Source organism: Leeuwenhoekiella aequorea (assembly GCF_004104375.1).
In the GTDB taxonomy this organism is placed as follows: domain Bacteria; phylum Bacteroidota; class Bacteroidia; order Flavobacteriales; family Flavobacteriaceae; genus Leeuwenhoekiella; species Leeuwenhoekiella aequorea.
Genome location: NZ_QOVM01000003.1, coordinates 372,673 through 395,076 on the forward strand (window position 1 = coordinate 372,673; position 22,404 = coordinate 395,076).

Sequence of the window (22,404 nt, forward strand, 5' to 3'; positions counted from 1 at the left end):
CAGTTGCACAAAAATTCTGTTATCTTTGTAACGTGGAATTTATTGTAATCATACTTTCGTTTTATTTCTTGGCACTTAATGCTGTGCCTTGCAATGATATGAATTATAGCGAAGATGATTCCCAAGTTGTTACGGTAATCGATGCTGATGGTGACCACAGTCAAGATTGCGAGTTATGCTCGCCTTTTTGCCAATGTCATTGTTGCCACGTTCACACCATAAATTTCGGGCTTGCTGTATTCGAGCCATTACAACCTGCAATTCTACACGAATTTTTCGCCAATTTTGATAACCTCGGCAAAGATATCCCACATTCCATTTTACTGCCAACGGTTATAATTCAGTTTCCTAGAAGAGGTTTTTTTGATTTTTAATAAACATACTCAAGGATTGTCAAAATTACTTTGCACAACCTGTGCATCGATTAATTCGTATATTTGTAAAACTTTATGAAAATATTCGTTTCCATATCGATGTCGTTTCTATTCTTTTTTCAAGGAATAGCGGCCAATATGGAAGTTTGTGAGCAGATAGAAGAAATATCCCATTTTATCGCGCATTATCAAGACCATAGAGAAAATGATGGACTTTCTTTTTTTGAATATGTTTATGAAGATTACATAAATGATGATGGAAAAGTGGATAACCACCATCCAGATTCAGACCACGACAATGAGCCTGTGCATATGAGCCACCAATGTTGTCAACATTTTGTATTCTTCGCACCTTTTCAACCTACGTTAATAAGTAAGGTTTCCCCCGAGGCTAAAAATCAGTATAATCATTACACATTCCAATTAAATTCCAGATATCTGGAATCGCTTTTCCAACCCCCTAAAGTATAATTCAGTTTTTTTTTAGGATAGCTATATCCTACCGTGATGCTTTTCAAAGTAAGTATCGCATCATAAACGTATTGCATCTCTTTGCATTGCGATGTTTAAACTGAATTAATACTTTTTCTATGATTAACAAAATCATTTCATTTTCCATTAATAACAAGTTTATTATTGGGCTCTTTATAGTGGCACTTGTAGGTACGGGCATTTGGTCTATGGCCACTATAAATCTGGGTTCTGTACCCGATATTACCAACAACCAAGTACAGGTTATTACAGTGGCCCCAAATTTAGGTACTGAAGATATTGAGCAATTTGTTACCTATCCGGTAGAATTGGCAATGGCAAATCTTCCTGACGTTATCGAGCTGCGTTCAGTATCCCGTTTTGGGCTGTCCGTGGTTACCATTGTATTTAAGGACGAGGCAGGCACTTATCTTCCCCGGCAATTGGTACAAGAGAAATTAACCGAAGTTGCTGGAGAAATCCCCGAAGGCTTCGGCACGCCATTTATGGCACCAATAACTACAGGTCTGGGCGAAATCTACCAATACACCTTAAAATTAAAAGAGGGCTACGAAGATAAATACGATGCAATGGAGCTTCGTACCATCCAAGATTGGATTGTAAAACGTCAAATGGCATTAGTCCCCGGAGTGGTCGAGGTCAATGCTTTTGGAGGTTATGTAAAACAGTATGAAGTTGCAATAAATCCTAATAAGCTGAAAAGTTTCGGTATTACAATGAATCAGGTCTTTGAAGCCTTGAAAGTCAACAATGCCAATACTGGTGGTGCTTACATTGAAAAAAACCACCAAGCAAATTTCATTCGTGGAGAAGGTTTGGCACGTAGCATTGAAGATTTGGAAAATACAGTTGTAACCACACAAAACGGAAGTCCTGTTTTAATCCGGGATGTCGCCGAAAAAGTAGGCTTTGGTAATCAGGTACGTTATGGTGCGTTTACCCAAGATGGACACGAAACTGTTGGTGGACAAATTTTAATGCTGAAAGGCGAAAGCCCAGGCAACGTAGTCGAAAATGTGGAGAAGCGCATTGTAGAAATACAAAAATCCCTACCCGAAGGCGTTTACATAGATACATTTTTAAGCCGAAGTGAACTCATTGGAAGAACCACAAGCACCGTTGAAAAAAACCTTATTGAAGGTTCATTGATTGTGATTTTTGTGCTTGTCTTGCTTTTGGGAAGTTTCCGTGGCGGCTTGATTACCGCTTCGGTAATTCCTTTGTCATTATTGTTCGCATTTATTTTGATGAAACAATTTGGAGTATGGGCAAACTTAATGTCCTTGGGTGCAATCGATTTTGGAATCATCGTGGATGGTGCTGTAATCATTGTGGAAGGAATGGTATTCCACATTCATCAACGGATGAAAAAAACCACAACCGCCATAGACCAGTCTGAAATGGATGAAATAGCCTATGAATCGGCAAGTACGATGATGAATTCGGCATTTTTCGGACAATTGATTATCCTTATTGTATTTACCCCCATTTTGTTCTTAACAGGTGTTGAAGGAAAAATGTTCCGTCCAATGGCATTTACCTTCGGATTTGCAGTTTTAGGAGCGATTATCCTTTGTCTTACTTATGTTCCAATGATTTCTGCAATGTTCCTAAAACCTGCTAAAAATCAGAATAGTTGGTTTGCCAAATTTGAAAACAAGATTGATAGGTTCAGTGATAAAATAATGTCCGGTTTAAACAGAGGGTATGTACCATTGCTCAATTTTGCACTTCGCTTTAGGGCTGGAGTCGTTATGGGCGCTGTTGCCCTGCTATTGATTGCGGGATTTATTTTCAGCAATATGGGTGGCGAATTTATTCCAAAATTTGATGAGGGCGATATTGCGTTTCAAGCGTTGATAAAACCGGGGAGCAGTCTAACAGAGTCCATTGAAGCTTCAAAAAAACTTCAAAATCTAATTAATGAATTTCCAGAAGTAAAAACGGTAGTTTCAAGGATTGGTGTGGCCGAAATACCAACAGACCCAATGCCTATGGACATTGCCGATAGTTACATTATTCTTGAAAAAGATAAGAGTAAATGGACTTCCGCAGATAGCAAAGAAGAACTCATAGAAAAAATACAGGAAAAAATTTCAGTCGTTCCCGGCGTAAATTTCGTATTTACCCAACCCGTAGAACTTCGTTTTAATGAATTGCTTACCGGTGTTCGTGAGGACGTGGCAATTAAATTGTACGGCGAGGATTTAGAAGTGTTAGCCGACAAGGTACAGGAAATCGCAGCGGTCATCAGAACCGTTCCCGGAGCGGCTGACCTCAATGTGGAAGCTACAAGCGGTTTACCTCAAATGACGGTGGAATATAACCGTGCAAAAATGGCACAATATGGTGTAACCGTTGACAAGTTGAACGATTATGTAAGTGCATCATTTGCAGGCGAACAGGCAAGTGTGATTTTTGAGGGCGAAAAACGATTCGATGTGGTCATTCGTTTGGCAAAGGAATTTAGACAGGACATCAACAGCCTTAAAAATCTTTATATCGATTTGCCAAACGGAGCGCAAGTGCCTTTAAAGGAAGTGGCAGATATCAGCTACAAACCCGGGCCAATGCAGATTTCAAGGGACAATACCTCTCGTCGTATTTCGGTTGGTGTAAATGTTCGTGGGCGCGATGTGAAATCGATGGTCGAGGAAATACAGCAAAAATTGGAAACGGACGTGAAACTACCGCCAGGTTATTTTGTAACCTACGGAGGTTCGTTTGAAAACCTTCAACGTGCTTCAGACCGATTGATGATTGTAGTGCCTATTGCACTTTTCCTAATATTCATATTGCTCTATTTTGCATTGAGTTCGTTCTCACAATCCCTAATGATTTATATGGCAGTGCCCTTGGCGGCCATTGGTGGCGTGTTTGCCCTTTGGATAAGGGGAATGCCATTCAGTATTTCGGCAGGAGTCGGTTTTATCGTGCTCTTTGGAGTCGCGGTTTTAAACGGATTGGTGCTGATAAACAAATTCAATGAACTAAAAGAAAGTGGAATGACAGACTTAAAAAAACGAATATACGAGGCAACGCACGAACGCTTACGCCCTATTTTGCTTACGGCAACGGCGGCCATTATGGGCTTTATCCCAATGGCGATTTCTACCTCTGGCGGTGCAGAAGTGCAGCGACCATTGGCAACGGTGGTTATTGGTGGATTGATAACAGCAACATTTTTAACGCTTGTTGTCCTTCCTGTACTATATTATTGGCTTGAATCGAGAAAGGAACGAAACAATACTGATGGAGGTGTAAGTTATGTCAACAAATCAACCAATATTGTAACCGTATTATTGATGGTTGGCGGTTTGATGGCTTCTGGAACTGCTTTTGCCCAAGACACCAATCAAGATGGCACAATTCCAAAAACCTTGACTGTAGATGAGGCCATTGCTATGGCAAAACAGAATTATCCATCGCTTAAGGAAAGTCAGGCATTTATTGAACGGGAAAAGGCACTAAAAGGTACAAGTTTTGACCTTGGTAGCACACAAGTTTTCACGGGCAAAGAAGAATATGGTAATAATCTTCCTGGAGTACAGACAACCGTTGGTGTGCAACAGGGCAATATTGACTTGCTTTCCGGATTTTCGAAATCCAAGTTTTACAAAGAGCGCATTGCCTTGGGAGAAAAGTTTTATGTGGCCAGTGAACAACAATTGGTGCGCAATGTGATGCAAGCCTATGACCAAATTAATTACTACAAGGCACAGTTGCGTTTTGCAGACCAATTGGACAGTATTTATGCCAATTTTAAGTCCGCTGCCCAACTTCGGTATGACACGGGAGAAACAGGCAAGTTGGAATTTATTTCAGCCTCTTCCGAGTTTCAACAGATTCAAGTGTTGAGGCAACAAGCTTTTGATGATATTGAAATTGCCAAACGTGCCTTAAAACAATATTTGGGAACGGATGAAACCATCGAGACGGTAGATAGTTTTTACGAGCCATTGGATTTTATGGCGACATTGGATTCAACTTCGGTTGCCAATAACCCAATGTTGCAATATGCCTTGCAAAATGCCGAAGTAAGTAAAGCAAACGTGGGCGTTGAGAAATCACAATTCCTACCGAAATTCAGCTTATCGTATGGCAGACAGGTTGTGGATGAAGTGTCAGGCTTCAACACCTATCAGGCAGGTATTAGCATTCCGTTATGGTTTTTTCCCCAGAAGTCGAGGGTCAAGGCAGCCAAGGCAGACGCAATGGTAGCAGAGAATCAATATTTGGAACAAAAGGCGGTCACGGAAAGTCGTGTGTCGCAATTGACCAAATCCCTTGAAAAAACAAAGAAGATTTTGCAATATTACGAAGAAGGCGCACTACTCTTGGCAGAAGAACAAATTACCACCGCACAATTGGCATCTAAAGAAGGCGAAATAGATTACGTCAATTACATCACGATTCTCAACAGTGCCATCCGCATTAAACAAAACCATTTACAATACATCAATCAGTTTAACCAGCAGACCATTGATATGCAATATCAATTGGGCAATTTATAACCTTAAAAAAAGAGAAATGAAGAATATACTATTAGTAAGTACCGTATTATTTACACTTATGTTTATGAGTTGTAATGATGCCCCAAAATCTGAACTTGGGCATAACGAAGCCGAAGGCGTATCAAAAACCAATGAAGCTGGAGAAGATGCACACGGCGAGGAAGGCCACAGTGAAGGAGAAGAAGAAGGTCACAGCGAGGAAGAAGGCGTTGTGGAACTCACAAAGCAACAGGCCGAAACCATAGGTTTGGAAATGAAACTTTTGGAGGAACGCAATTTAGGGAACAACATTAAGGTAACAGGAACGCTGGAACTTTTCCCACAGGACAAGGCGAACATAAGTCCTTTTGTTGGTGGAAATGTGAGTTCCATAAAAGTAATCCCTGGAGATAACGTAAAGAAAGGTCAGGTGTTGGCATATATAGAACACCCAGATATCATTGCTATGCAACAGGATTATCAGGAAAAAAATGACGAACTGGTCTTTTTGAAACAGGATTTTGAACGCAAGCAGACCCTTTATGATAAAGGTGTTTCTTCTGGCAAGGAATTTCAAATGGCACAGTCAAAATTTCGTTCTACAACATCCAGCGTCAATGGTTTGCGGTCCCAATTGAGACTGTTGGGCATTAACCCGGACAAAGTGGCGGAAGGACAGATATATTCCGCTGTTCCCATTACCTCGCCTATAAGTGGGTATGTGGATGAAGTAATGATTAGCCTTGGCGATTACGTGGCACAACAATCCAAAATGTTCTCGATAAGCGACAACTCAAAAATTTATGTCAACTTCAAAGTATATGAGAAGGACATAAAGCAAATCAAGCAAGGGCAACAGATATATTTTTCCACGGCCTCTCGTCCAGATGAACTGCTTAAAGCAACCGTTCGGTCTGTTGGTAAAACCTTCAATACAGACCCAAAAGCTTTGGAAGTTCTGGCAGATATTGAAAACAAGGATAAAAACCTATTGCCGGGTATGTATGTGGAAGGGCGCATAGTGCAGGGCGAGAAAAAGGGTTTTGCCGTACCGGAAGCTGCCATTATAAAAGAAGGCGAGCAATCCTTCATTTTCATTTTGGATGAAGATGAAGAAATGGAAGCGGGCAAAATGAAATTCAAAATGATACCCGTAACGGTCGGTATTACTGATTTAGGCTTTGTTGAAGTCAATTTGCCTGCCGAAGTTTCAAAGGATGCCAAAGTCGTGATAAACGGAGCTTATAACCTGTCTTCGGAAATGGTCAAGGGCGAACTGGAACACGGACATTAATTCAATAACAATCAAAGATTTTGATTCCGAGTTTGTTTATCGTCTTAATTAATTAGTTAAAAATTAAAAAACAGGCTCGGTTCAAAATCGATTAAAAATTTAAAAATATGAAATGAGCTATAACAATGTGGATACCAACCACAATGTTGATTGGGGAATTACATATGACCATTAAAAAACAAATAAATATCAACAGATGAAAGAAATAAAAGCATTTATAAAACCAAACCGAATCCAAAGAGTCATTGAAGCACTTTCTGACAATGGATTTGAAAGTATGACCCTTTCACAAGCAGAAGGCACGGGCGCATTCAAGGCAAAAGGTGCAAGACCGTCGCTAGATTTTCACGTAACAGATAGTCCTGTGGTAAAATTGGAATTGGTCTGTCAAAATGAGGAAGCCCAAGCGGCCATTGAAACAATTATAGCCAACGCCAAAACCGACGGGCCTGGAGATGGTATTATTTATATAGCAAATATTGAAGATGCCTTTCAGATTAAAACAGGAGATTCCTTAAAACGGCACGACCTGTAAATCTCTTTTTAAACAAATGGAAAAAATAGTTCAATTTTTAGAAAGCAAAGGAATACGACCTACAGCTATGCGCCTTATGACCTATAAGCGGTTGGCAGAGTTGAATGTGGCCATCAGCCTTGGCGACTTGGAAAAAGATTTTAAGGTTAGTGAAAGAAGTACCCTATTTAGGACTATGAAAGCGTTTGAAGAAAAAGGTATTGTGCATCAAATCGAGGATGGGACAGGAGTTATAAAATACGCCCTTTGCGAAGAGAATTGTGAGTGCGAGGTCGGCAACGACCTTCATTTGCACTTTCATTGCAACAATTGTAATGAAACGGTCTGTTTAACAGAGCATAAAATCCCTCACATCAACTTACCTGATGGTTATATTACCGAGGATATCAACTTGGTGGTAAAGGGCATTTGCGAAAAATGCAGTGGCAATTTGGATTAAACGTTTGGTTTTTAAATTCAATTATTATTTATAAATAGTGAGCAATGATATCAATCTATAAAAAAGAAGCTACTGTATATATGGTGGCAGAGAATAAGCTGGATGCCAAGGATTATGAAAACTTGATACCGGTCTTAACAGAACATATAACTGCATATCAGGAAGTTTCTTGGTATATTGAAATGAAAAATTTTGAAGGTTGGACGGCAGAGACATATTGGAAGGGAATTGAATTAGACCTTCCGAATGAAAAGCATTTAAAGCGTGTTGCTTTGGTGGGTAACGTTAAATGGCAAGAACAATTTACCGAGGTATTGCTTCCTTTTTCAGAAGCTCATATAAAATTTTATAAGACCGAAGAAAAAGACGATGCCAAAGAGTGGATAAAATAAAAATAAAAAATGGAAAAACTACAACTAAAAATACCGGTCATCCTTCCGCAAGTTCCTAACGAAAAAGATTCTTGTGTTGAAAGGCTTATTCAAAAACTACAGGCCAAAGAGGGCATCGAAAAAGTGCACATTGCCGATGAAAACGGAGATGATGTGCCACAGCTCTGTTTTCATTATGACCCAGATATCATTTCCATTGACCGCATCCAATCCCTCGCCGAAAGTACTGGTGCCGAGATTACCGAAAAATACGGGCATTTGCTCATTGAAGTTAAAGGAATCAGACACACAAGGCAGGCTCGTTCCATAGAGAAAAGCCTTTTGGCAATCAATGGAGTCTTGGAAGCTTCCGTTTCAGGCTCTGGAATGATACGACTTGAATTTGATAAAAAGCAAACAAATTTTGATGAAATAAGTAAACAAATTGAAAAAGAAGACCTTCAGATTCAGCGGAGTTCTTCAAACGAAAATGATTACACCGAAGCATCCAGAAAAAAACAGGAGCGTTCAAAGAAGGAAGAGACTAAAGAGCAAACTTCCACAGAGGGACACGAGCACAAAGAAGGCGAGACCCACGAGGAAGGAGAAGAGCACGCCCACGGTGGGGTTTTCGGTAAAAATACGGAGCTTATTTTTTCCATTATTTGCGGTACGCTGCTCGGTATTGGGTTCGGGCTTTCTTACGTAGCATCAATACCGGATTGGGTCAGCTTATCCCTATACATCGGTGCTTACTTTTTTGGAGGGTACTTTACGGCGAAAGAGGCTATACAGACCGTAGCCAAGGGCGGCTTTGAAATCGACTTCTTGATGTTGGTTGCCGCCATCGGTGCCGCAGCTCTGGGCGAATGGGCAGAAGGTGCCTTGTTGCTGTTCCTGTTTAGTTTGGGGCACGCCCTTGAACATTATGCAATGGAAAAGGCCCGAAAGTCCATAGCGGCACTGGCAGATTTAGCACCAAAAACGGCATCGCTCAAAAAAGATGGTAAGACCGAAGAAGTTGGAATTGAGGAATTGAATATTGGCGATATTATAGTGGTCAAGCCCAATAGTAAAATATCCGCAGATGGCGTCGTGGTCAATGGAAAAAGCAGCGTCAACCAGGCACCTATTACCGGGGAAAGTGTACCCGTGGACAAAATTCCCGTGGAAGATACGAGCAGGGACTATTCGGCAGACGATGATATCAAAGACGAAAATCGGGTATTCGCTGGAACTATCAACGGTAATAACACGCTGGAAATAAAGGTAATCAAAGAAGCCAAAGACTCTACACTATCCCGACTGGTCAAACTGGTTAACGAGGCGCAGACCCAGAAGTCCCCTACCCAGCTGTTGACCGATAAATTTGAAAGATATTTTGTGCCATCCGTACTGATACTGGTTGGCATCCTGCTCTTTGCCTTTCTGGTCATTGATGAACCGTTTAGTGCCAGCTTTTATCGTGCAATGGCGGTATTGGTAGCTGCAAGTCCCTGTGCACTGGCCATTTCAACACCAAGTGCCGTATTAAGCGGTGTGGCAAGGGCAGCACGTGGCGGCGTGCTTATCAAAGGTGGGCGACCACTTGAGGATTTAGGGGTCATTACTGCTTTGGCTTTTGATAAAACGGGCACGCTTACAGAAGGCAAGCCCAAACTTACCGAAGTAGTACCATTAGGGGATATTGAAGAAAATGAACTGTTAAAGATAGCTGTTGCTGTTGAAAATTTGAGCGACCACCCTTTGGCCAAAGCTGTCGTAAGGGATGGGAAAGAGCGTCTGAAAGGTACTGATATTACCGATGCGTCAGATTTAGAAGCGGTTCTCGGAAAAGGTATCAAAGCGTCCTTGGGCAAGGATAAAATCTATATTGGAAACCTTGACTTGTACGAAGACCTCGATGATGCAAAGCCATCCGAAGAAATATCCAACAAGGTAAGGGAACTTGAAGGGGGTGGAAATACCACAATGCTCATAAGAAGGAACAAAGAATATATCGGTATCATCGCCCTGATGGACACCCCACGGGAAGCGGCCAAAGAAACATTGAAAAAATTAAAGGAAATCGGTATCAAGCGGATGATAATGCTAACAGGGGATAATCAAAAGGTTGCCGACTCCGTTGCTAAAGAAATTGGATTGACCGATGCTTGGGGAAGCCTGTTGCCGGAGGAAAAAGTGGATGCGATAAAAGAGCTAAAGGAAAAGGAATCCAAGGTGGCAATGGTGGGAGATGGTGTAAACGATGCCCCCGCAATGGCAAACAGCACCGTGGGTATTGCAATGGGTGCAGCGGGAAGCGATGTGGCTTTGGAAACGGCGGATGTTGCCCTAATGGCCGATAAATTGGAAACCCTGCCCTTTGCCATAGGCTTGAGCAGGAAGGCAAAGGCCATAATCAAGCAGAACCTTTGGGTAAGCCTTGGGGTTGTGGCACTTCTGATACCGGCTACCATTTTGAGTTGGGCAAATATAGGGGTTGCAGTTGCGTTTCACGAGGGGTCTACCTTGGTAGTCGTGGCCAATGCTCTGCGCCTTTTGGCTTATAAAAAAGATTAGAAAAATTGGGACATAGAAGAACCTGGTTTTTTGAAAGAATATTAAATGACAAAGACGGAAAAAACATTATTGGCTAAAGGGATTCGACCTACTAAAATGAGGTCGAAGATATACAAGTTCCTGAAAAGGAAACAAAGTGCCGTGTCCTTTTCCGATTTGAAAAAGGCTTTTGTTCAAAAGAGCGAAACCAATAAAACAGCAAACAGAACTACCTTTTATCGCAACCTCAAAATTTTTGAGGATAAAGGGCTGATTCATCAGATTAATGATGGGGTCGGAGTGGTAAAATATGCGATTTCTGATGAAAACGCCAAAGGTAAATACGGTACAGATTTACATCTGCACTTTCATTGTACCGATTGTACGAAAACAATATGTTTACCAAATAAAATATCGGAAGAAAGCTTGCCAGACGATTATGAAGTGAATGATGTAAATCTGGTATTGAAAGGAATATGTGAAAAATGCAGAAAAAAATAACAGGTGGGAGTTCCAGAACTCTGAACCCTTGCGCCCAATGGTTTGGTTCAGGTTTCTTCCACCTTCTTTAACTTAAAAAAAATGTGCAAATATGGAAAAATTTGATGTAACTATTATAGGATCTGGCCCGGGCGGGTATGTAGGTGCCATCCGTTGTGCCCAATTAGGTTTAAAAGTGGCCATTATTGAAAGGTACAGCACGTTGGGCGGTACCTGCCTTAACGTGGGCTGTATCCCATCAAAAGCCTGGCTGGAAGCCTCTGAACATTATTATAAACTAAAACATCAATTTGAAAATTTTGGGATTGATGTTAAAGAGGCCAATGTCGATATTATAAAAATGAACCAAAGGGTTCAGGACGTCGTAAAGGAAATCATCAATGGCGTTGACTATCTGATGAAAAAAAACAAGGTTACCGTTTATGAAGGCCACGGCACTATCAAGGACAAAAACACGATTGAGATTAAGGGCGAAGATAAAACGGAAACCATAGAAACCGATAAAATCATTATTGCCACAGGGTCGAAACCCGCTTCATTGCCCAATATTAAAATCGACAAAAAGCGCATCATCTCTTCTACCGAAGCCCTTGCCCTACGGAAAATCCCCAAGCACTTAATGGTCGTTGGCGGTGGCGTTATCGGTGTTGAGATAGGTTCCGTTTTCGCCCGCTTGGGTTCAAAGGTTTCTATTGTAGAATATTTTGATAGTCTCATAGCCAGTATGGATAGCTCTTTGGGACATCAATTGCACCGTTCCTTAAGAAAACAGGGTATCGAATTTTATTTGGAACACAAGGTTACGGAAGCAACAACGATGGACAACAAAGTGGAATTGAAAGCAGAAAACCTTTCCAATAAAAAAGAAATGAGTTTAGAAGGCGATTTTTGCCTTATGGCCATTGGTCGTAACCCGTACACCGCCAATTTAGGACTTGAGAATATAGGAGTGGAAATCAATGAAAAAGGACAGATATCAGTAGACGAAAACCTTGAAACCAATGTCAAAGGGGTATATGCCATAGGAGACGTAATTCGGGGAGCAATGCTTGCCCATAAGGCCAGTGAAGAGGGTGTTTTTGTAGCCGAAAAAATTGTCGGCCAAAAGCCACATATCAATTATTCGCTGATACCCAATATTATTTACACCCAGCCAGAGGTTGCCGGCGTAGGCTTGACCGAAGAAGAACTAAAGAAGGACAATAGAAGTATAAAAACAGGCTCTTTTCCATTTAAGGCTAATGCAAGGGCAAAAATTAGTATGGATACCGATGGTTTTATCAAGGTAATCGCAGATAAGCAGACCGATGAGATATTGGGTGTACATATGATAGGGCCTCGCATTGCAGATAGTTATACCGAAGCGGTGGTAGCGATGGAATTTAGGGCATCTGCCGAAGATATTGCAAGGATGTCACACGGGCACCCCACTTTTTCAGAGACCTTTAAGGAGGCGTGTCTGGCTGCTACCGATGATAGGGCATTGCATATTTAATTTTTACAAAAACTGGCACAATAAAATTAAAAAGAATGAAGAAGCTTCAGCAATTGACCAAGGAAATTAACGAATTGACATTGAGGATTGAACAGGACTACCCTGAACTATACCAATATCTTGATGAAAACCCAATTACCATTTCCTATAGTGATCAATCCGAGCTTACCGTTAACTCATTCTCTGAATATCTAGATAGTTTAAAGTCAATCTTGGAAAGATATATAGAATCGCATAAATAAATGAAGAACAGATGGAAGATTTTAAAAAAAGGTTCAACAAGCTCCTGACCAATAAATTTGGAAGACATCCAAATTTGTTGAGACCAGAAGTAAATTTTAGTGAAGACCTCGGGGCGGATATTTTGGATATGGTGGAATTGATGCTAGAGTTTGAAAATGAGTTTAATATAGCCATTTCAGATGATGAAGCAGAAAAAATAACTACCCTAGGCGAAGCCGAGACATATATTAAAGAAAAAATTAAAAATAGTAGATCTTAACAAAAGTGGAGCAAACTTGAATATTTCAAATAGCAAGTAATCAGGCTTTAAATTAAATAACCCAGTAGCACATAATAATGAAGAAAAGCACTTTCATAATAAGTAAAATGGACTGTCCATCAGAAGAGCAGATGATTCGGATGAAATTAGAGACTTACACCCAAGTTAAATACTTGGATTTTGATATACCCAACAGAAAATTGGAAGTGTACCATTTAGATGCGATCGAGGAGATACGTTCATCAATTGCCGAATTAAAGTTCAATGAAACACTTCAGGGAACCGAAGAAGCCGAACCTCCTGTAATGGAAGACCAATCCAAACAAAAAAAGATTCTTTGGTGGGTCTTGGGAATCAATTTTGGCTTTTTCGTCATCGAAATGACCACGGGTTGGATTTCTTCTTCTATGGGTCTTATTGCAGATTCGTTGGATATGTTGGCAGACTCCATCGTGTATGCGTTGAGTCTTTTTGCGGTCGGCGGTGCTATTGCTAGAAAAAAGAAAGTGGCGAAATTCAGCGGATACTTTCAGATGGCCCTAGCGACACTTGGATTTATGGAAGTATTGAGAAGGTTTTTTACTGAAAGCGAAACACCTTTATTCCAATGGATGATCATTGTTTCCATATTTGCCTTACTTGGTAATCTTATTTCACTTTGGTTGATTAACAAAGCCAAAAGTAAGGAAGCGCATATGCAGGCGAGCGCAATTTTTACCTCCAACGATATTATAGTAAACGGAGGTGTCATATTAGCGGGAACCTTGGTGTATTTTTTAGATAGTAAATGGCCAGATTTGGTTATTGGAGCTATTGTTTTCACGTTTGTTATGCAGGGAGCGATTAAGATTTTAAAATTGTCCAAGTAATTTAAATGTGCGTTTTCGCAAAGCATTGGGTGACACCAAGACAATTATGAAGAAAAGAAATATAGTCTTATTGATTTTACTGTTGTTGGCTATAGACCAGGCAATAAAGATATATGTGAAGACCCATTTCTATTATGGAGAGGAATACTATGTATTTGGCCAGAATTGGTTTCGCTTACATTTCTTGGAAAACCCCGGGATGGCCTGGGGATTAAAGTTTGGTGAAGGATATCTAGCCAAGGTTGTTTTAATCTTATTCCGATTAGCCGCCATTGTTTGGGGAACTTTTTATATCAAAAAGATGATTAGCAAGGGATATGCCAAGATTTTTATAATCTGTGCAGCATTTATATACGCAGGTGCGCTGGGCAATTTGATTGATGGAGCTTTCTACGGGATTATTTTTGAAAAAAGCGATCCAGCGCTTCAGAACATTGCAAAAATATTCCCGTCAGGCGGTGGTTATTCTGGATTTTTAAATGGCAATGTAGTGGATATGTGGTTCTTTCCGATTATAGATACAAGGCTTCCGGATTGGTTGCCGCAATGGGGAGGTAACAAATTTACGTTTTTTGACCCGGTATTCAATACTGCGGATGTTTGGATCAGTACGGGCGTGATTTCACTCCTGATTTTTCAAAATAAACGGCGTAAAGACCTAAAAATATCGAATAAGAAAAAGTCGAAATATATTGAAGGTAACGGAACAGTTTTAAACAACGATCAATAATGAACGTATTTAAATCAGTTTGAGGCTATTTCATTGGATTCGGGCAAATAATAATACAGAAATATGAAAAAGAAAAAATTAAACTTAAGGGATCTCAAGGTCGATGATAGCGGCAAAAAGGAAAATTCTATGAATAACAAAGTTTCATCACAGCTGAGCATTAGGGAATATATACCTTCCATATTCAGTTTTGTAATGCTGATAGCAGGCATCCTTTTTGACTATTTTGAAACATTTCCCCAATTTTCAGGCTGGATCCGCATCCTCTGGTACGTGGTTGCGTATATCCCAGTTGGATTTCCTGTAATAAAAGAGGGTTGGGAAAGTATTAAACAGGGGGATTTCTTTACCGAATTTTTTTTGATGTCCATTGCAACCTTAGGAGCTTTTGCCATTGGCGAATATCCTGAAGGCGTTGCGGTAATGCTTTTTTATGCCGTAGGCGAACTGTTCCAAAACGCAGCCGTAAAAAGAGCTAAGGGCAACATAAAGGCACTATTGGATGTAAGACCCAATACGGCTTTGGTCTATCGGAACGGCGATTATGTTTCGGTTGACCCTGAAACTGTAGAAATTGGGGAAAAAGTTCAAATCCGGGTAGGGGAAAAAATTCCTTTGGATGGAGTGCTACTTTCTCAAAAGGCATCGGTAAACACTGCTGCCATTACGGGAGAAAGCAAGCCCGATGCAATTTCAAAGGGTGACAAGGTATTTGCAGGAAGCATAAATCTAGAAGGTGTTATCGAGATTCAGTCAACAAAAGAATTCAAGGACAGTTCCATAGCCCGGATCCTGGATATGGTGCAGAATGCGACCGCTCGTAAATCAAAGACCGAATTGTTCATTAGAAAATTCGCTCGCATTTACACCCCTATCGTAGTTTTTTTGGCTATTTGCTTAACGGTCCTGCCCTATTTTATTGTTGAAAATTATGTATTTAGTGATTGGTTGTACAGGGCATTGATTTTCCTTGTAATATCCTGTCCCTGTGCGTTGGTCATTTCCATTCCTCTGGGTTATTTCGGCGGATTGGGTGCTGCATCCCGAAATGGTATTCTCTTCAAAGGTGCGTCCTTTTTGGATACAATGACCCAAGTGAATACCGTGGTTATGGATAAAACCGGAACCGTAACCCACGGGGTTTTTAAAATCAAGCAAATTGTAAGTTCTGCTTTTGCAGAAAAAGAGTTTATGAACTATCTACTTGCAATGGAAGAGCAATCCACACACCCCATTGCCCGTGCCGTTATGCAGTACGAATTACCAATAAAAAAATTCAGCGCCACGAAAGTAACGGAAATAGCAGGCAAAGGCCTCAAGGGTACCGTTAACGGAAAAATGGTCTTGGCAGGAAATAAGGCTTTGATGACAGCCAATAAAATAGAAGTTCCTGCGGAAACCGATACAATAGTAGAATCAATCGTTATGGTCGCTATTGATGGCAATTTTGCCGGCTATATAACCATTGCGGATGAACTGAAAGAAGATGCCCACGAAGCAATAAAGCAGATTCGGGAATCGGGTATTTCCAAAATCATAATGCTATCTGGAGACAAGGATTCCATAACCCAACAAGTGGCAAAAGAAATGGGTGTTGATTGGGCAAAAGGCGGACTGCTTCCTGAAGATAAGTTAAACGAAGTAGAGGCCTTAAAAAAACAGGTTGGCACTAAAGTAGCCTTTATTGGTGATGGTATCAACGATGCCCCCGTATTGGCAGCGAGCGATGTTGGCATCGCAATGGGTGGCTTGGGCAGCGATGTGGCCATTGAAACGGCAGATGTTATCATCCAGACCGACCAACCTTCAAAAATTGCAAGAGCAATAAAAATCGGTCGTTCTACACGTCGTATCGTCTGGCAGAATATTGGTTTGGCCTTTGGTGTAAAAATCATTGTTATGATTTTGGGTGCAATGGGGATGGCTACAATGTGGGAGGCTGTTTTTGCAGATGTTGGAGTGGCCTTTCTGGCAATACTTAATGCCATTCGATTACAGAAAATGAATTGGAAATAATTTAAAATTTCAAGAAGCAAAAAAAATGAAAAAATGTCTCAAAATCGAAGAAAGAGAAGGCAGAGAAAAAAGGATGAAAGACCTGTAGAAAGTACCATAACGAAGAAAGACAGACTGTATGGCATCTTAGCACTTGCCGGAATCTTTACTGTAGTACTTATTTTTTATTTCTTTGAAGCCATTTTTTATTTCTTTTACCTGCTCTTTTCGAATAAATAAAGTTGAAATAATGAATAAAAGTTAAAGGCTTTTAATTTATCTAATAATAGTGGGAGTTGAAAATTTAATGTTTAACTAAATGATTTCTTTAGATGATATCGTATTCCATTTAAGGATAGAAAGTTTGCATTATTCAGGGGACTGTCTCTTTTGCAAGGTAAACCGTGTCTTGAAATGCTTGTAATTAAATTATGTCGTTAAACCGAAGGATAAGAAGAAGGGAGAAAAGGTCTAAGAGTAAAATAACCAAAAGAGATAAGTTATTGGCATCTATAGCCCTAATAGTAATTTTTATCGCAGCTATCCTCTTGTTCCATTTCTTTTTGAAAGATTTCGCACTAAAGTAACTCAGTGAGAATTTTTTAACCACTCTTTTTCGAATGGATCGATTTTTAAGTGTATTTTTGTTTTTATTTAGTCTAAATAAAAATAGTGATTATTATAAAAGATTTTTATGTTACAACACAAGCGTTATTTATACAATTTTATAGTGGGTCTCATTGCTCTATTGAGTTATTCAAACATCTATGCTACGACGATAAAAGACGAATCCAACATTCAGACTATAATCCATTTATTGGATTATCTCTCAAAAGATTATCCCGCAGCAGTTAAAAATGGGGTTATAATAGATGAAGGTGAATATCTTGAAATGAAAGAATTTAGTGAAACCATCCTCTCTCTAAGCAAGAAACTTGAGCTCACTAAAAAGCAGGCGAATCAAATACAGAGGAATTTGATGGATTTGAGAGCAAATGTACTAAACAAGGTTTCCCATCAAAAAATAAAAGCTGTCACTTCAAAAGTCAAGTGGGCTATTATCAATTTTACGGAATTTGAAATTAGCCCACTTAATTGGCCAAATATTGATAATGGACAGAAGCTATTCCTGAACAATTGCATACAATGTCACGGAGCAAGCGGCAATGGAAAGGGCAAACTGGCGGTGGGTTTAAATCCAGCACCCACAAATTTTTTGAACGATACCGTTATGCGTGAGGTGTCCCCGTTCCAGGCCTACAATACTATTAAACTTGGCGTAGAAGGTACTGCAATGCAAAGTTTCGGTATGTTGAGCGATAAAGAAGTATGGGATCTTTCCTTTTATATCAAATCCCTGAGGTTTAATGCCTCTTCTGCGGATTCGCTTGAGCTAAAGGAAATATTTGACAAAGTCTCTAATGAAGTTTCCTTAAAAGATGTGGCTACTCTATCCGATAAGGAATTGATTCAAAAGTTGGGTTACGAAGATTCCGTTACTTATAAAAAATTGAAAGCTATAAGAATTTTTTCTCTTCACGAGACCTCGACCGAAAATAGTCTTGTTGTTGCAAGAAATTACCTGAACACTGTTCTGTTAGATTATAAGGAGGGCAATAAAAAATCGGCACGTCAAAATGCCTTAAATGCGTATCTCGAAGGTATTGAACCAGTGGAGGTACGCTTGAAAGCCAACGACCCAGAATTTACCTCACAACTAGAGCAGCAAATGATGGCGGTTAGACAAGCTATAGAGAGCTCTAAAAGCATCTCCACCGTACAAGCTGAAATCGCTGATGCGCTATCAATGATAGACCGTGCAGACCAATTGATGAGGGATACGAAGCTCAACTATTGGCTTTCTTTTTTCTTGGCAGCATCTATTATGTTGCGCGAGGGGCTTGAAGCATTCCTTATCATTGCCCTGATTCTGGCTTTAATAAAAACTTCTGGCACAAAAAAAGCACTTCCGTACGTACACGGAGGGTGGATTATGGCCATTTTAACAGGTATTGCAGGATGGTTCCTTTCAGATTGGATAATAGGTATTAGTGGTAAGAACCGTGAGATTATGGAGGGATTAATTTCTTTAATAGCGGTAATAGTGTTGGCATTTGTTGGGTTTTGGTTGCATAATCATTCCCATTCAAAAAAGTGGAAAGAATTTATAGAAAAAAAGATAGGCAAACAACTAAGAGGGGAGAAAATGTTAGGATTGGCCGTATTTTCTTTTATGGTAGTATTTAGGGAAGCCTTTGAATCCATCCTTTTTTTACAGGCCATTAGCTTAGAGACCAAAACTGGCGATGGGTCTTCCATAGGTTTGGGCGTAATTGCTGCTTTTACACTGATAGCATTGCTTGCCGTTATTTTTGTAAAATATTCCAAAAGAATTCCAGTAAGGCAACTTTTTAGATACTCATCTTGGGTAATAACCTTACTTGCGATAATCTTGATTGGGAAAGGGGTTCACGCCGTCCAAGAGGCAGGCTGGGTATCAGTCACTAGTTTCCCTATTTCCCTTAAGATAGATTGGTTGGGCGTGTATCCTACAAATGAAACTCTAATGGCACAAGTGGTCTTGTTAGGGTTTCTTTTACTGTTGTATTATGTTAGCAATCATAGAAATAAGGCTATTCAAGTTAAATAAGAGATGCGTAGACTTGAGTTCCTCAAACTTTTACAGGCTTGAATATAATGTAATAATAAACCTAACGAATTAAAAAGCCTAATAATGGTAATAAAGTAACATTTATAGAGCGTGTATTTTAACTAGTCTCTCTTTATGACACCAAATGATTTAGGTGTTTTGTATTAAGTCGTATTGGAAACGATGTTAAGATGCAAAATGCGATTTCTTAAACCCCAAAATTACAGTTGTCAATAATGTGGGTTTTATTTTATTATCATTTAAACCCAGATTAAATTTGGAAAAAGATTTACTTAAAATAATAGAAGATTTCAAAAATGAAATATTAGAAATAGAGGAGTCCAACGTTAATGATTTCAATGTAGTTGAAAAGGGAATTACAATCTCAAGGAAATATTTACAAAAACTTCGGCTATGTATTAGAGATAATAATTTCAAAAATAAAGAAAATGAAATAACATTTTTCAAAAAGCACAAGCCGTATGTTTATAGCAGGTTGAAATTCTATGCTAAACTGTATAATTTTTTGATTAATCGCCCGGCGGGAACGATTCAATCTCAACAGATCTTTATAGACGAAGAAATTCAAAAACTTCAAGAAAGTAATCGCCGGAATATCGACTTTATTAAATATTACCGGGAGGAATCTACGGTTTTAGATGAATTTTACTTTATAAGAGGTAAAGATAAAATTAGTCTGGTTTCGGACACTTCCCATTTCTATACTGATGCTGAATTTTCTACAAGTCACGATAACGCAATTGCTAAAATTATGGCCTATGACCTCTTAATAAATCACTACGTTCAGGAATTAAGTTATTTAAGAGATCAGTCCTACGGTATTTCAAATAAACTAAACACTTTAGCCAATGGTGAGCGCCTTGGCTGGACGGCTTCAAAAACTGACCTGATTGAATTGATTTATGCCTTACAGGCTTCTGGAGCGATAAAAAGCGGTACAGCTGGTATTAAAGAAATGGCTTCAGCTTGTGAAGATATTTTTGAACTTAATCTTGGTAACGTTTATAGAACTTTTCTCGAAATAAGAGAACGGAAAATCGACCAAACCAAGTTTATTGATAGACTAAAAGCAACACTTTTAAGGCGAATGGAAGAAACGGACGGTTGATATTTTCATTTTTAAAAATGTTAAATTTCTTCCCAAGTTGGGTCTTACTTGTGAAAAAATAAAATTAATTTTATCTATTATCATTTGGCATAGATGATTTAAAGTGACACCTCTAAATCAAACCAATTTAAACCATTGAAAATGAGCAAATAAAAACACCCTACTTGGGTACAACTTGGGATTAAAATCCAATAAACCATCCCAAATTTGTAGAACGAAAGTCAAATCAGGTCAGGGACTATCAAATTAGTTGAAATCGATACGATAGTCCCTTTCTTTAAAACCGTTCTATTATGCCAGCAAATATTATTACCACCGACGACCTTCGAGAATTTAAAATGGAATTGCTCGATGACATCAAGAATCTTCTATCTAAACAAGCAACTGGAAAACTCAAGAAATATTTAAAATCTTCCGAGGTAATGGACTTGCTTCAAGTTAGTCCAGGCACTTTACAGAATCTTCGTATCAATGGTACGCTACCTTACACAAAAGTGGGTGGCATTATCTATTACGATACAGAGGAAATTCAAAAAGTAATGGACGCCAACCGTGTGGATCATAGTTTAAATTCTTAACGATGAACTATATAAAGCTACTTAATGCGGCTTTTGAAAAGTTCTATTTTGATGACCGCCTAAATCCTACCCATATAAGCTTATATATGGCGCTGTTCCAAGAATGGAACAGCTCAAGGTTTGCAGATGAACTATATGTAAACCGTAGGGATTTGATGCGTTGTGCCAAAATAGGTTCAAAATCTACCTATCATCGGTGCATAACGGAATTAGATTCTTGGCTCTATTTGAGCTATTTCCCTTCCAACAATCCGTACAAAGGCAGCAAAATAAAGATGGCCATTATCGGGACAAGTGATGAACCTGTTGTGGGACAGTACAATCCCACATTAGAACAACTTGCGGAACACTACCATCCCATACGTGAACCAGTTGTGGGACAGCACCGTCCCAATAACGGACAAGTAGTGAACCAACACCGTCCCATAGGTGGACAAGCATTGGTATCTACTATAAACAATAACAAACAAGAAAACAATATAAAACAGCCAAAGGGCTGGCAGGCCGTTTTCATTTTTTTTGAAGAAAAAGGTTTTGATGCTGATGAAGCAAAAAAATTCTTTGAGCATTACCAAACTCGTAATTGGCAAACCAGCGACGGAAAAGACATCCGAGATTGGCGTGCCGTAGCCATCAACTGGATGGACAGAACCGAAATATTCGACGAAGAAAAAAAACCAAACAAAAAACAAGCGTCCCAAATCAAGGACAACTTGCGAACCACTAAAAACAAAGATTATGGACAACCCCTCTAAAATAACCGAAGGTGGCGTGGAATATTCGCTCGGAAAATTTGATGGTAAAAGTGTGATCTATGATTTTCCAAAAATCTTGATTTACCTAAATGCCAAAGGCAAACTTTTGTTTGGCGAAAAGTTTAGGATATATGATGAAGACAAGGATATTTTGCTGAAGCTCTGTTCCTACTTCATCAAGGATAAAGACAACTGTGAGACTTATGGTATTGACATTGACAAAGGCATTCTACTTTCCGGACCCGTTGGCTGCGGCAAAACCAGTTTGATGAAATTGTTGCGCCATTTGGTTCCACTACAAAGACCTTACGAAATGATTCCCTGCCGGAATGTAACCTTCAGTTTCAACCATCTTGGGTTTAAAACGGTTGAAGAGTATGGTAATACCAAATTTTACTGTTTTGATGATTTAGGTGTGGAACCATCTGGTAGATTCTACGGAAAGGATTTGAACGTAATGGGCGAAGTGCTCTTATCCCGATACGAGCTTTACTTACAAACCAAACACAAAATCAAGACGCACGCCACAACCAATCTCAATGCTGAAGAACTGGAAGAACGCTATGGTAATCGTGTGCGTAGCCGAATGCGAGAACTTTTTAATTTGATTGCTTTTGATACTAAAGCTGGGGATAAACGGAAGTGAATTTAAGGTATGGCT

19 protein-coding genes are annotated in these 22,404 nt (G+C 39.5%); all 19 read left to right on the plus strand.

From position 1 onward, the window contains the following. Positions 1 to 98: 98 nt before the first annotated feature. The 19 genes from DSM00_RS15750 (at position 99) to DSM00_RS09195 (ending at position 22,389) form a co-directional block, all read left to right on the plus strand. Positions 99 to 374 carry a DUF6660 family protein gene (locus DSM00_RS15750; RefSeq protein ID WP_317127835.1) on the plus strand — a complete coding sequence of 92 codons (276 nt, stop codon included), beginning with the start codon at positions 99 to 101 and terminating at the stop codon, positions 372 to 374. Between the two features lie 75 nt (positions 375 to 449). Next, positions 450 to 845 (plus strand): hypothetical protein, encoded by a 396-nt coding sequence (locus tag DSM00_RS09105; protein ID WP_231481190.1) that lies wholly within the window; start codon positions 450 to 452, stop codon positions 843 to 845. A 119-nt stretch (positions 846 to 964) separates the two neighbouring features. After that, complete coding sequence (locus DSM00_RS09110) at positions 965 to 5,380, plus strand: CusA/CzcA family heavy metal efflux RND transporter (RefSeq protein WP_128757715.1); 4,416 nt, start codon at positions 965 to 967, stop codon at positions 5,378 to 5,380. 16 nt (positions 5,381 to 5,396) lie between these two features. After that, entirely contained in the window at positions 5,397 to 6,653 is a 1,257-nt protein-coding gene (locus DSM00_RS09115; protein ID WP_128757716.1) for an efflux RND transporter periplasmic adaptor subunit, read from the plus strand. A gap of 196 nt (positions 6,654 to 6,849) precedes the next feature. After that, on the plus strand, positions 6,850 to 7,188 hold the full coding sequence (locus DSM00_RS09120; RefSeq protein WP_026775392.1) for a P-II family nitrogen regulator: 339 nt from the start codon (positions 6,850 to 6,852) through the stop codon (positions 7,186 to 7,188). Between the two features lie 16 nt (positions 7,189 to 7,204). Further along, positions 7,205 to 7,627 carry a Fur family transcriptional regulator gene (locus DSM00_RS09125; RefSeq protein ID WP_128757717.1) on the plus strand — a complete coding sequence of 141 codons (423 nt, stop codon included), beginning with the start codon at positions 7,205 to 7,207 and terminating at the stop codon, positions 7,625 to 7,627. A gap of 44 nt (positions 7,628 to 7,671) precedes the next feature. Beyond that, positions 7,672 to 8,019, plus strand: a complete 348-nt coding sequence (locus tag DSM00_RS09130; protein WP_128757718.1) for a SpoIIAA family protein — start codon at positions 7,672 to 7,674, stop codon at positions 8,017 to 8,019. Between the two features lie 9 nt (positions 8,020 to 8,028). After that, complete coding sequence (locus DSM00_RS09135; protein ID WP_128757719.1) at positions 8,029 to 10,560, plus strand: heavy metal translocating P-type ATPase; 2,532 nt, start codon at positions 8,029 to 8,031, stop codon at positions 10,558 to 10,560. A 45-nt stretch (positions 10,561 to 10,605) separates the two neighbouring features. Further along, on the plus strand, positions 10,606 to 11,040 hold the full coding sequence (locus DSM00_RS09140) for a Fur family transcriptional regulator (protein WP_128757720.1): 435 nt from the start codon (positions 10,606 to 10,608) through the stop codon (positions 11,038 to 11,040). A 91-nt stretch (positions 11,041 to 11,131) separates the two neighbouring features. Next, a complete protein-coding gene (lpdA, locus tag DSM00_RS09145; RefSeq protein ID WP_128757721.1) occupies positions 11,132 to 12,535 on the plus strand; it encodes a dihydrolipoyl dehydrogenase in 1,404 nt (467 codons plus the stop codon). A gap of 253 nt (positions 12,536 to 12,788) precedes the next feature. Next, complete coding sequence (gene acpP, locus DSM00_RS09155; protein WP_121344411.1) at positions 12,789 to 13,037, plus strand: acyl carrier protein; 249 nt, start codon at positions 12,789 to 12,791, stop codon at positions 13,035 to 13,037. A 77-nt stretch (positions 13,038 to 13,114) separates the two neighbouring features. Then, a complete protein-coding gene (locus DSM00_RS09160; protein WP_183075433.1) occupies positions 13,115 to 13,906 on the plus strand; it encodes a cation transporter in 792 nt (263 codons plus the stop codon). Between the two features lie 46 nt (positions 13,907 to 13,952). Then, a complete protein-coding gene (locus DSM00_RS09165) occupies positions 13,953 to 14,636 on the plus strand; it encodes a lipoprotein signal peptidase (RefSeq protein ID WP_121344929.1) in 684 nt (227 codons plus the stop codon). Positions 14,637 to 14,699: 63 nt separating this feature from the next. Beyond that, a complete protein-coding gene (locus tag DSM00_RS09170) occupies positions 14,700 to 16,652 on the plus strand; it encodes a heavy metal translocating P-type ATPase (RefSeq protein ID WP_121344410.1) in 1,953 nt (650 codons plus the stop codon). A gap of 673 nt (positions 16,653 to 17,325) precedes the next feature. Further along, positions 17,326 to 19,281 (plus strand): FTR1 family protein, encoded by a 1,956-nt coding sequence (locus DSM00_RS09175; RefSeq protein ID WP_128757722.1) that lies wholly within the window; start codon positions 17,326 to 17,328, stop codon positions 19,279 to 19,281. A 277-nt stretch (positions 19,282 to 19,558) separates the two neighbouring features. Then, complete coding sequence (locus DSM00_RS09180) at positions 19,559 to 20,410, plus strand: RteC domain-containing protein (RefSeq protein WP_128757723.1); 852 nt, start codon at positions 19,559 to 19,561, stop codon at positions 20,408 to 20,410. 293 nt (positions 20,411 to 20,703) lie between these two features. Then, positions 20,704 to 20,988 (plus strand): helix-turn-helix domain-containing protein, encoded by a 285-nt coding sequence (locus DSM00_RS09185; protein WP_073099366.1) that lies wholly within the window; start codon positions 20,704 to 20,706, stop codon positions 20,986 to 20,988. 2 nt (positions 20,989 to 20,990) lie between these two features. After that, complete coding sequence (locus DSM00_RS09190; protein ID WP_128757724.1) at positions 20,991 to 21,743, plus strand: hypothetical protein; 753 nt, start codon at positions 20,991 to 20,993, stop codon at positions 21,741 to 21,743. Next, on the plus strand, positions 21,727 to 22,389 hold the full coding sequence (locus DSM00_RS09195) for an ATPase (RefSeq protein WP_008610942.1): 663 nt from the start codon (positions 21,727 to 21,729) through the stop codon (positions 22,387 to 22,389). Before DSM00_RS09190 ends, DSM00_RS09195 begins: the two co-directional genes overlap by 17 nt. The last annotated feature ends 15 nt before the right edge of the window (positions 22,390 to 22,404 follow it).

Bases quoted from the DNA above. Each gene is read 5' to 3' on its own strand.
- DSM00_RS15750 (WP_317127835.1), top strand. From the start codon at position 99: ATGAATTATAGCGAAGATGATTCCCAAGTTGTTACGGTAATCGATGCT.
- DSM00_RS09105 (WP_231481190.1), top strand. From the start codon at position 450: ATGAAAATATTCGTTTCCATATCGATGTCGTTTCTATTCTTTTTTCAA.
- DSM00_RS09110 (WP_128757715.1), top strand. From the start codon at position 965: ATGATTAACAAAATCATTTCATTTTCCATTAATAACAAGTTTATTATT.
- DSM00_RS09115 (WP_128757716.1), top strand. From the start codon at position 5,397: ATGAAGAATATACTATTAGTAAGTACCGTATTATTTACACTTATGTTT.
- DSM00_RS09120 (WP_026775392.1), top strand. From the start codon at position 6,850: ATGAAAGAAATAAAAGCATTTATAAAACCAAACCGAATCCAAAGAGTC.
- DSM00_RS09125 (WP_128757717.1), top strand. From the start codon at position 7,205: ATGGAAAAAATAGTTCAATTTTTAGAAAGCAAAGGAATACGACCTACA.
- DSM00_RS09130 (WP_128757718.1), top strand. From the start codon at position 7,672: ATGATATCAATCTATAAAAAAGAAGCTACTGTATATATGGTGGCAGAG.
- DSM00_RS09135 (WP_128757719.1), top strand. From the start codon at position 8,029: ATGGAAAAACTACAACTAAAAATACCGGTCATCCTTCCGCAAGTTCCT.
- DSM00_RS09140 (WP_128757720.1), top strand. From the start codon at position 10,606: ATGACAAAGACGGAAAAAACATTATTGGCTAAAGGGATTCGACCTACT.
- lpdA (WP_128757721.1), top strand. From the start codon at position 11,132: ATGGAAAAATTTGATGTAACTATTATAGGATCTGGCCCGGGCGGGTAT.
- acpP (WP_121344411.1), top strand. From the start codon at position 12,789: ATGGAAGATTTTAAAAAAAGGTTCAACAAGCTCCTGACCAATAAATTT.
- DSM00_RS09160 (WP_183075433.1), top strand. From the start codon at position 13,115: ATGAAGAAAAGCACTTTCATAATAAGTAAAATGGACTGTCCATCAGAA.
- DSM00_RS09165 (WP_121344929.1), top strand. From the start codon at position 13,953: ATGAAGAAAAGAAATATAGTCTTATTGATTTTACTGTTGTTGGCTATA.
- DSM00_RS09170 (WP_121344410.1), top strand. From the start codon at position 14,700: ATGAAAAAGAAAAAATTAAACTTAAGGGATCTCAAGGTCGATGATAGC.
- DSM00_RS09175 (WP_128757722.1), top strand. From the start codon at position 17,326: ATGTTACAACACAAGCGTTATTTATACAATTTTATAGTGGGTCTCATT.
- DSM00_RS09185 (WP_073099366.1), top strand. From the start codon at position 20,704: ATGCCAGCAAATATTATTACCACCGACGACCTTCGAGAATTTAAAATG.
- DSM00_RS09190 (WP_128757724.1), top strand. From the start codon at position 20,991: ATGAACTATATAAAGCTACTTAATGCGGCTTTTGAAAAGTTCTATTTT.
- DSM00_RS09195 (WP_008610942.1), top strand. From the start codon at position 21,727: ATGGACAACCCCTCTAAAATAACCGAAGGTGGCGTGGAATATTCGCTC.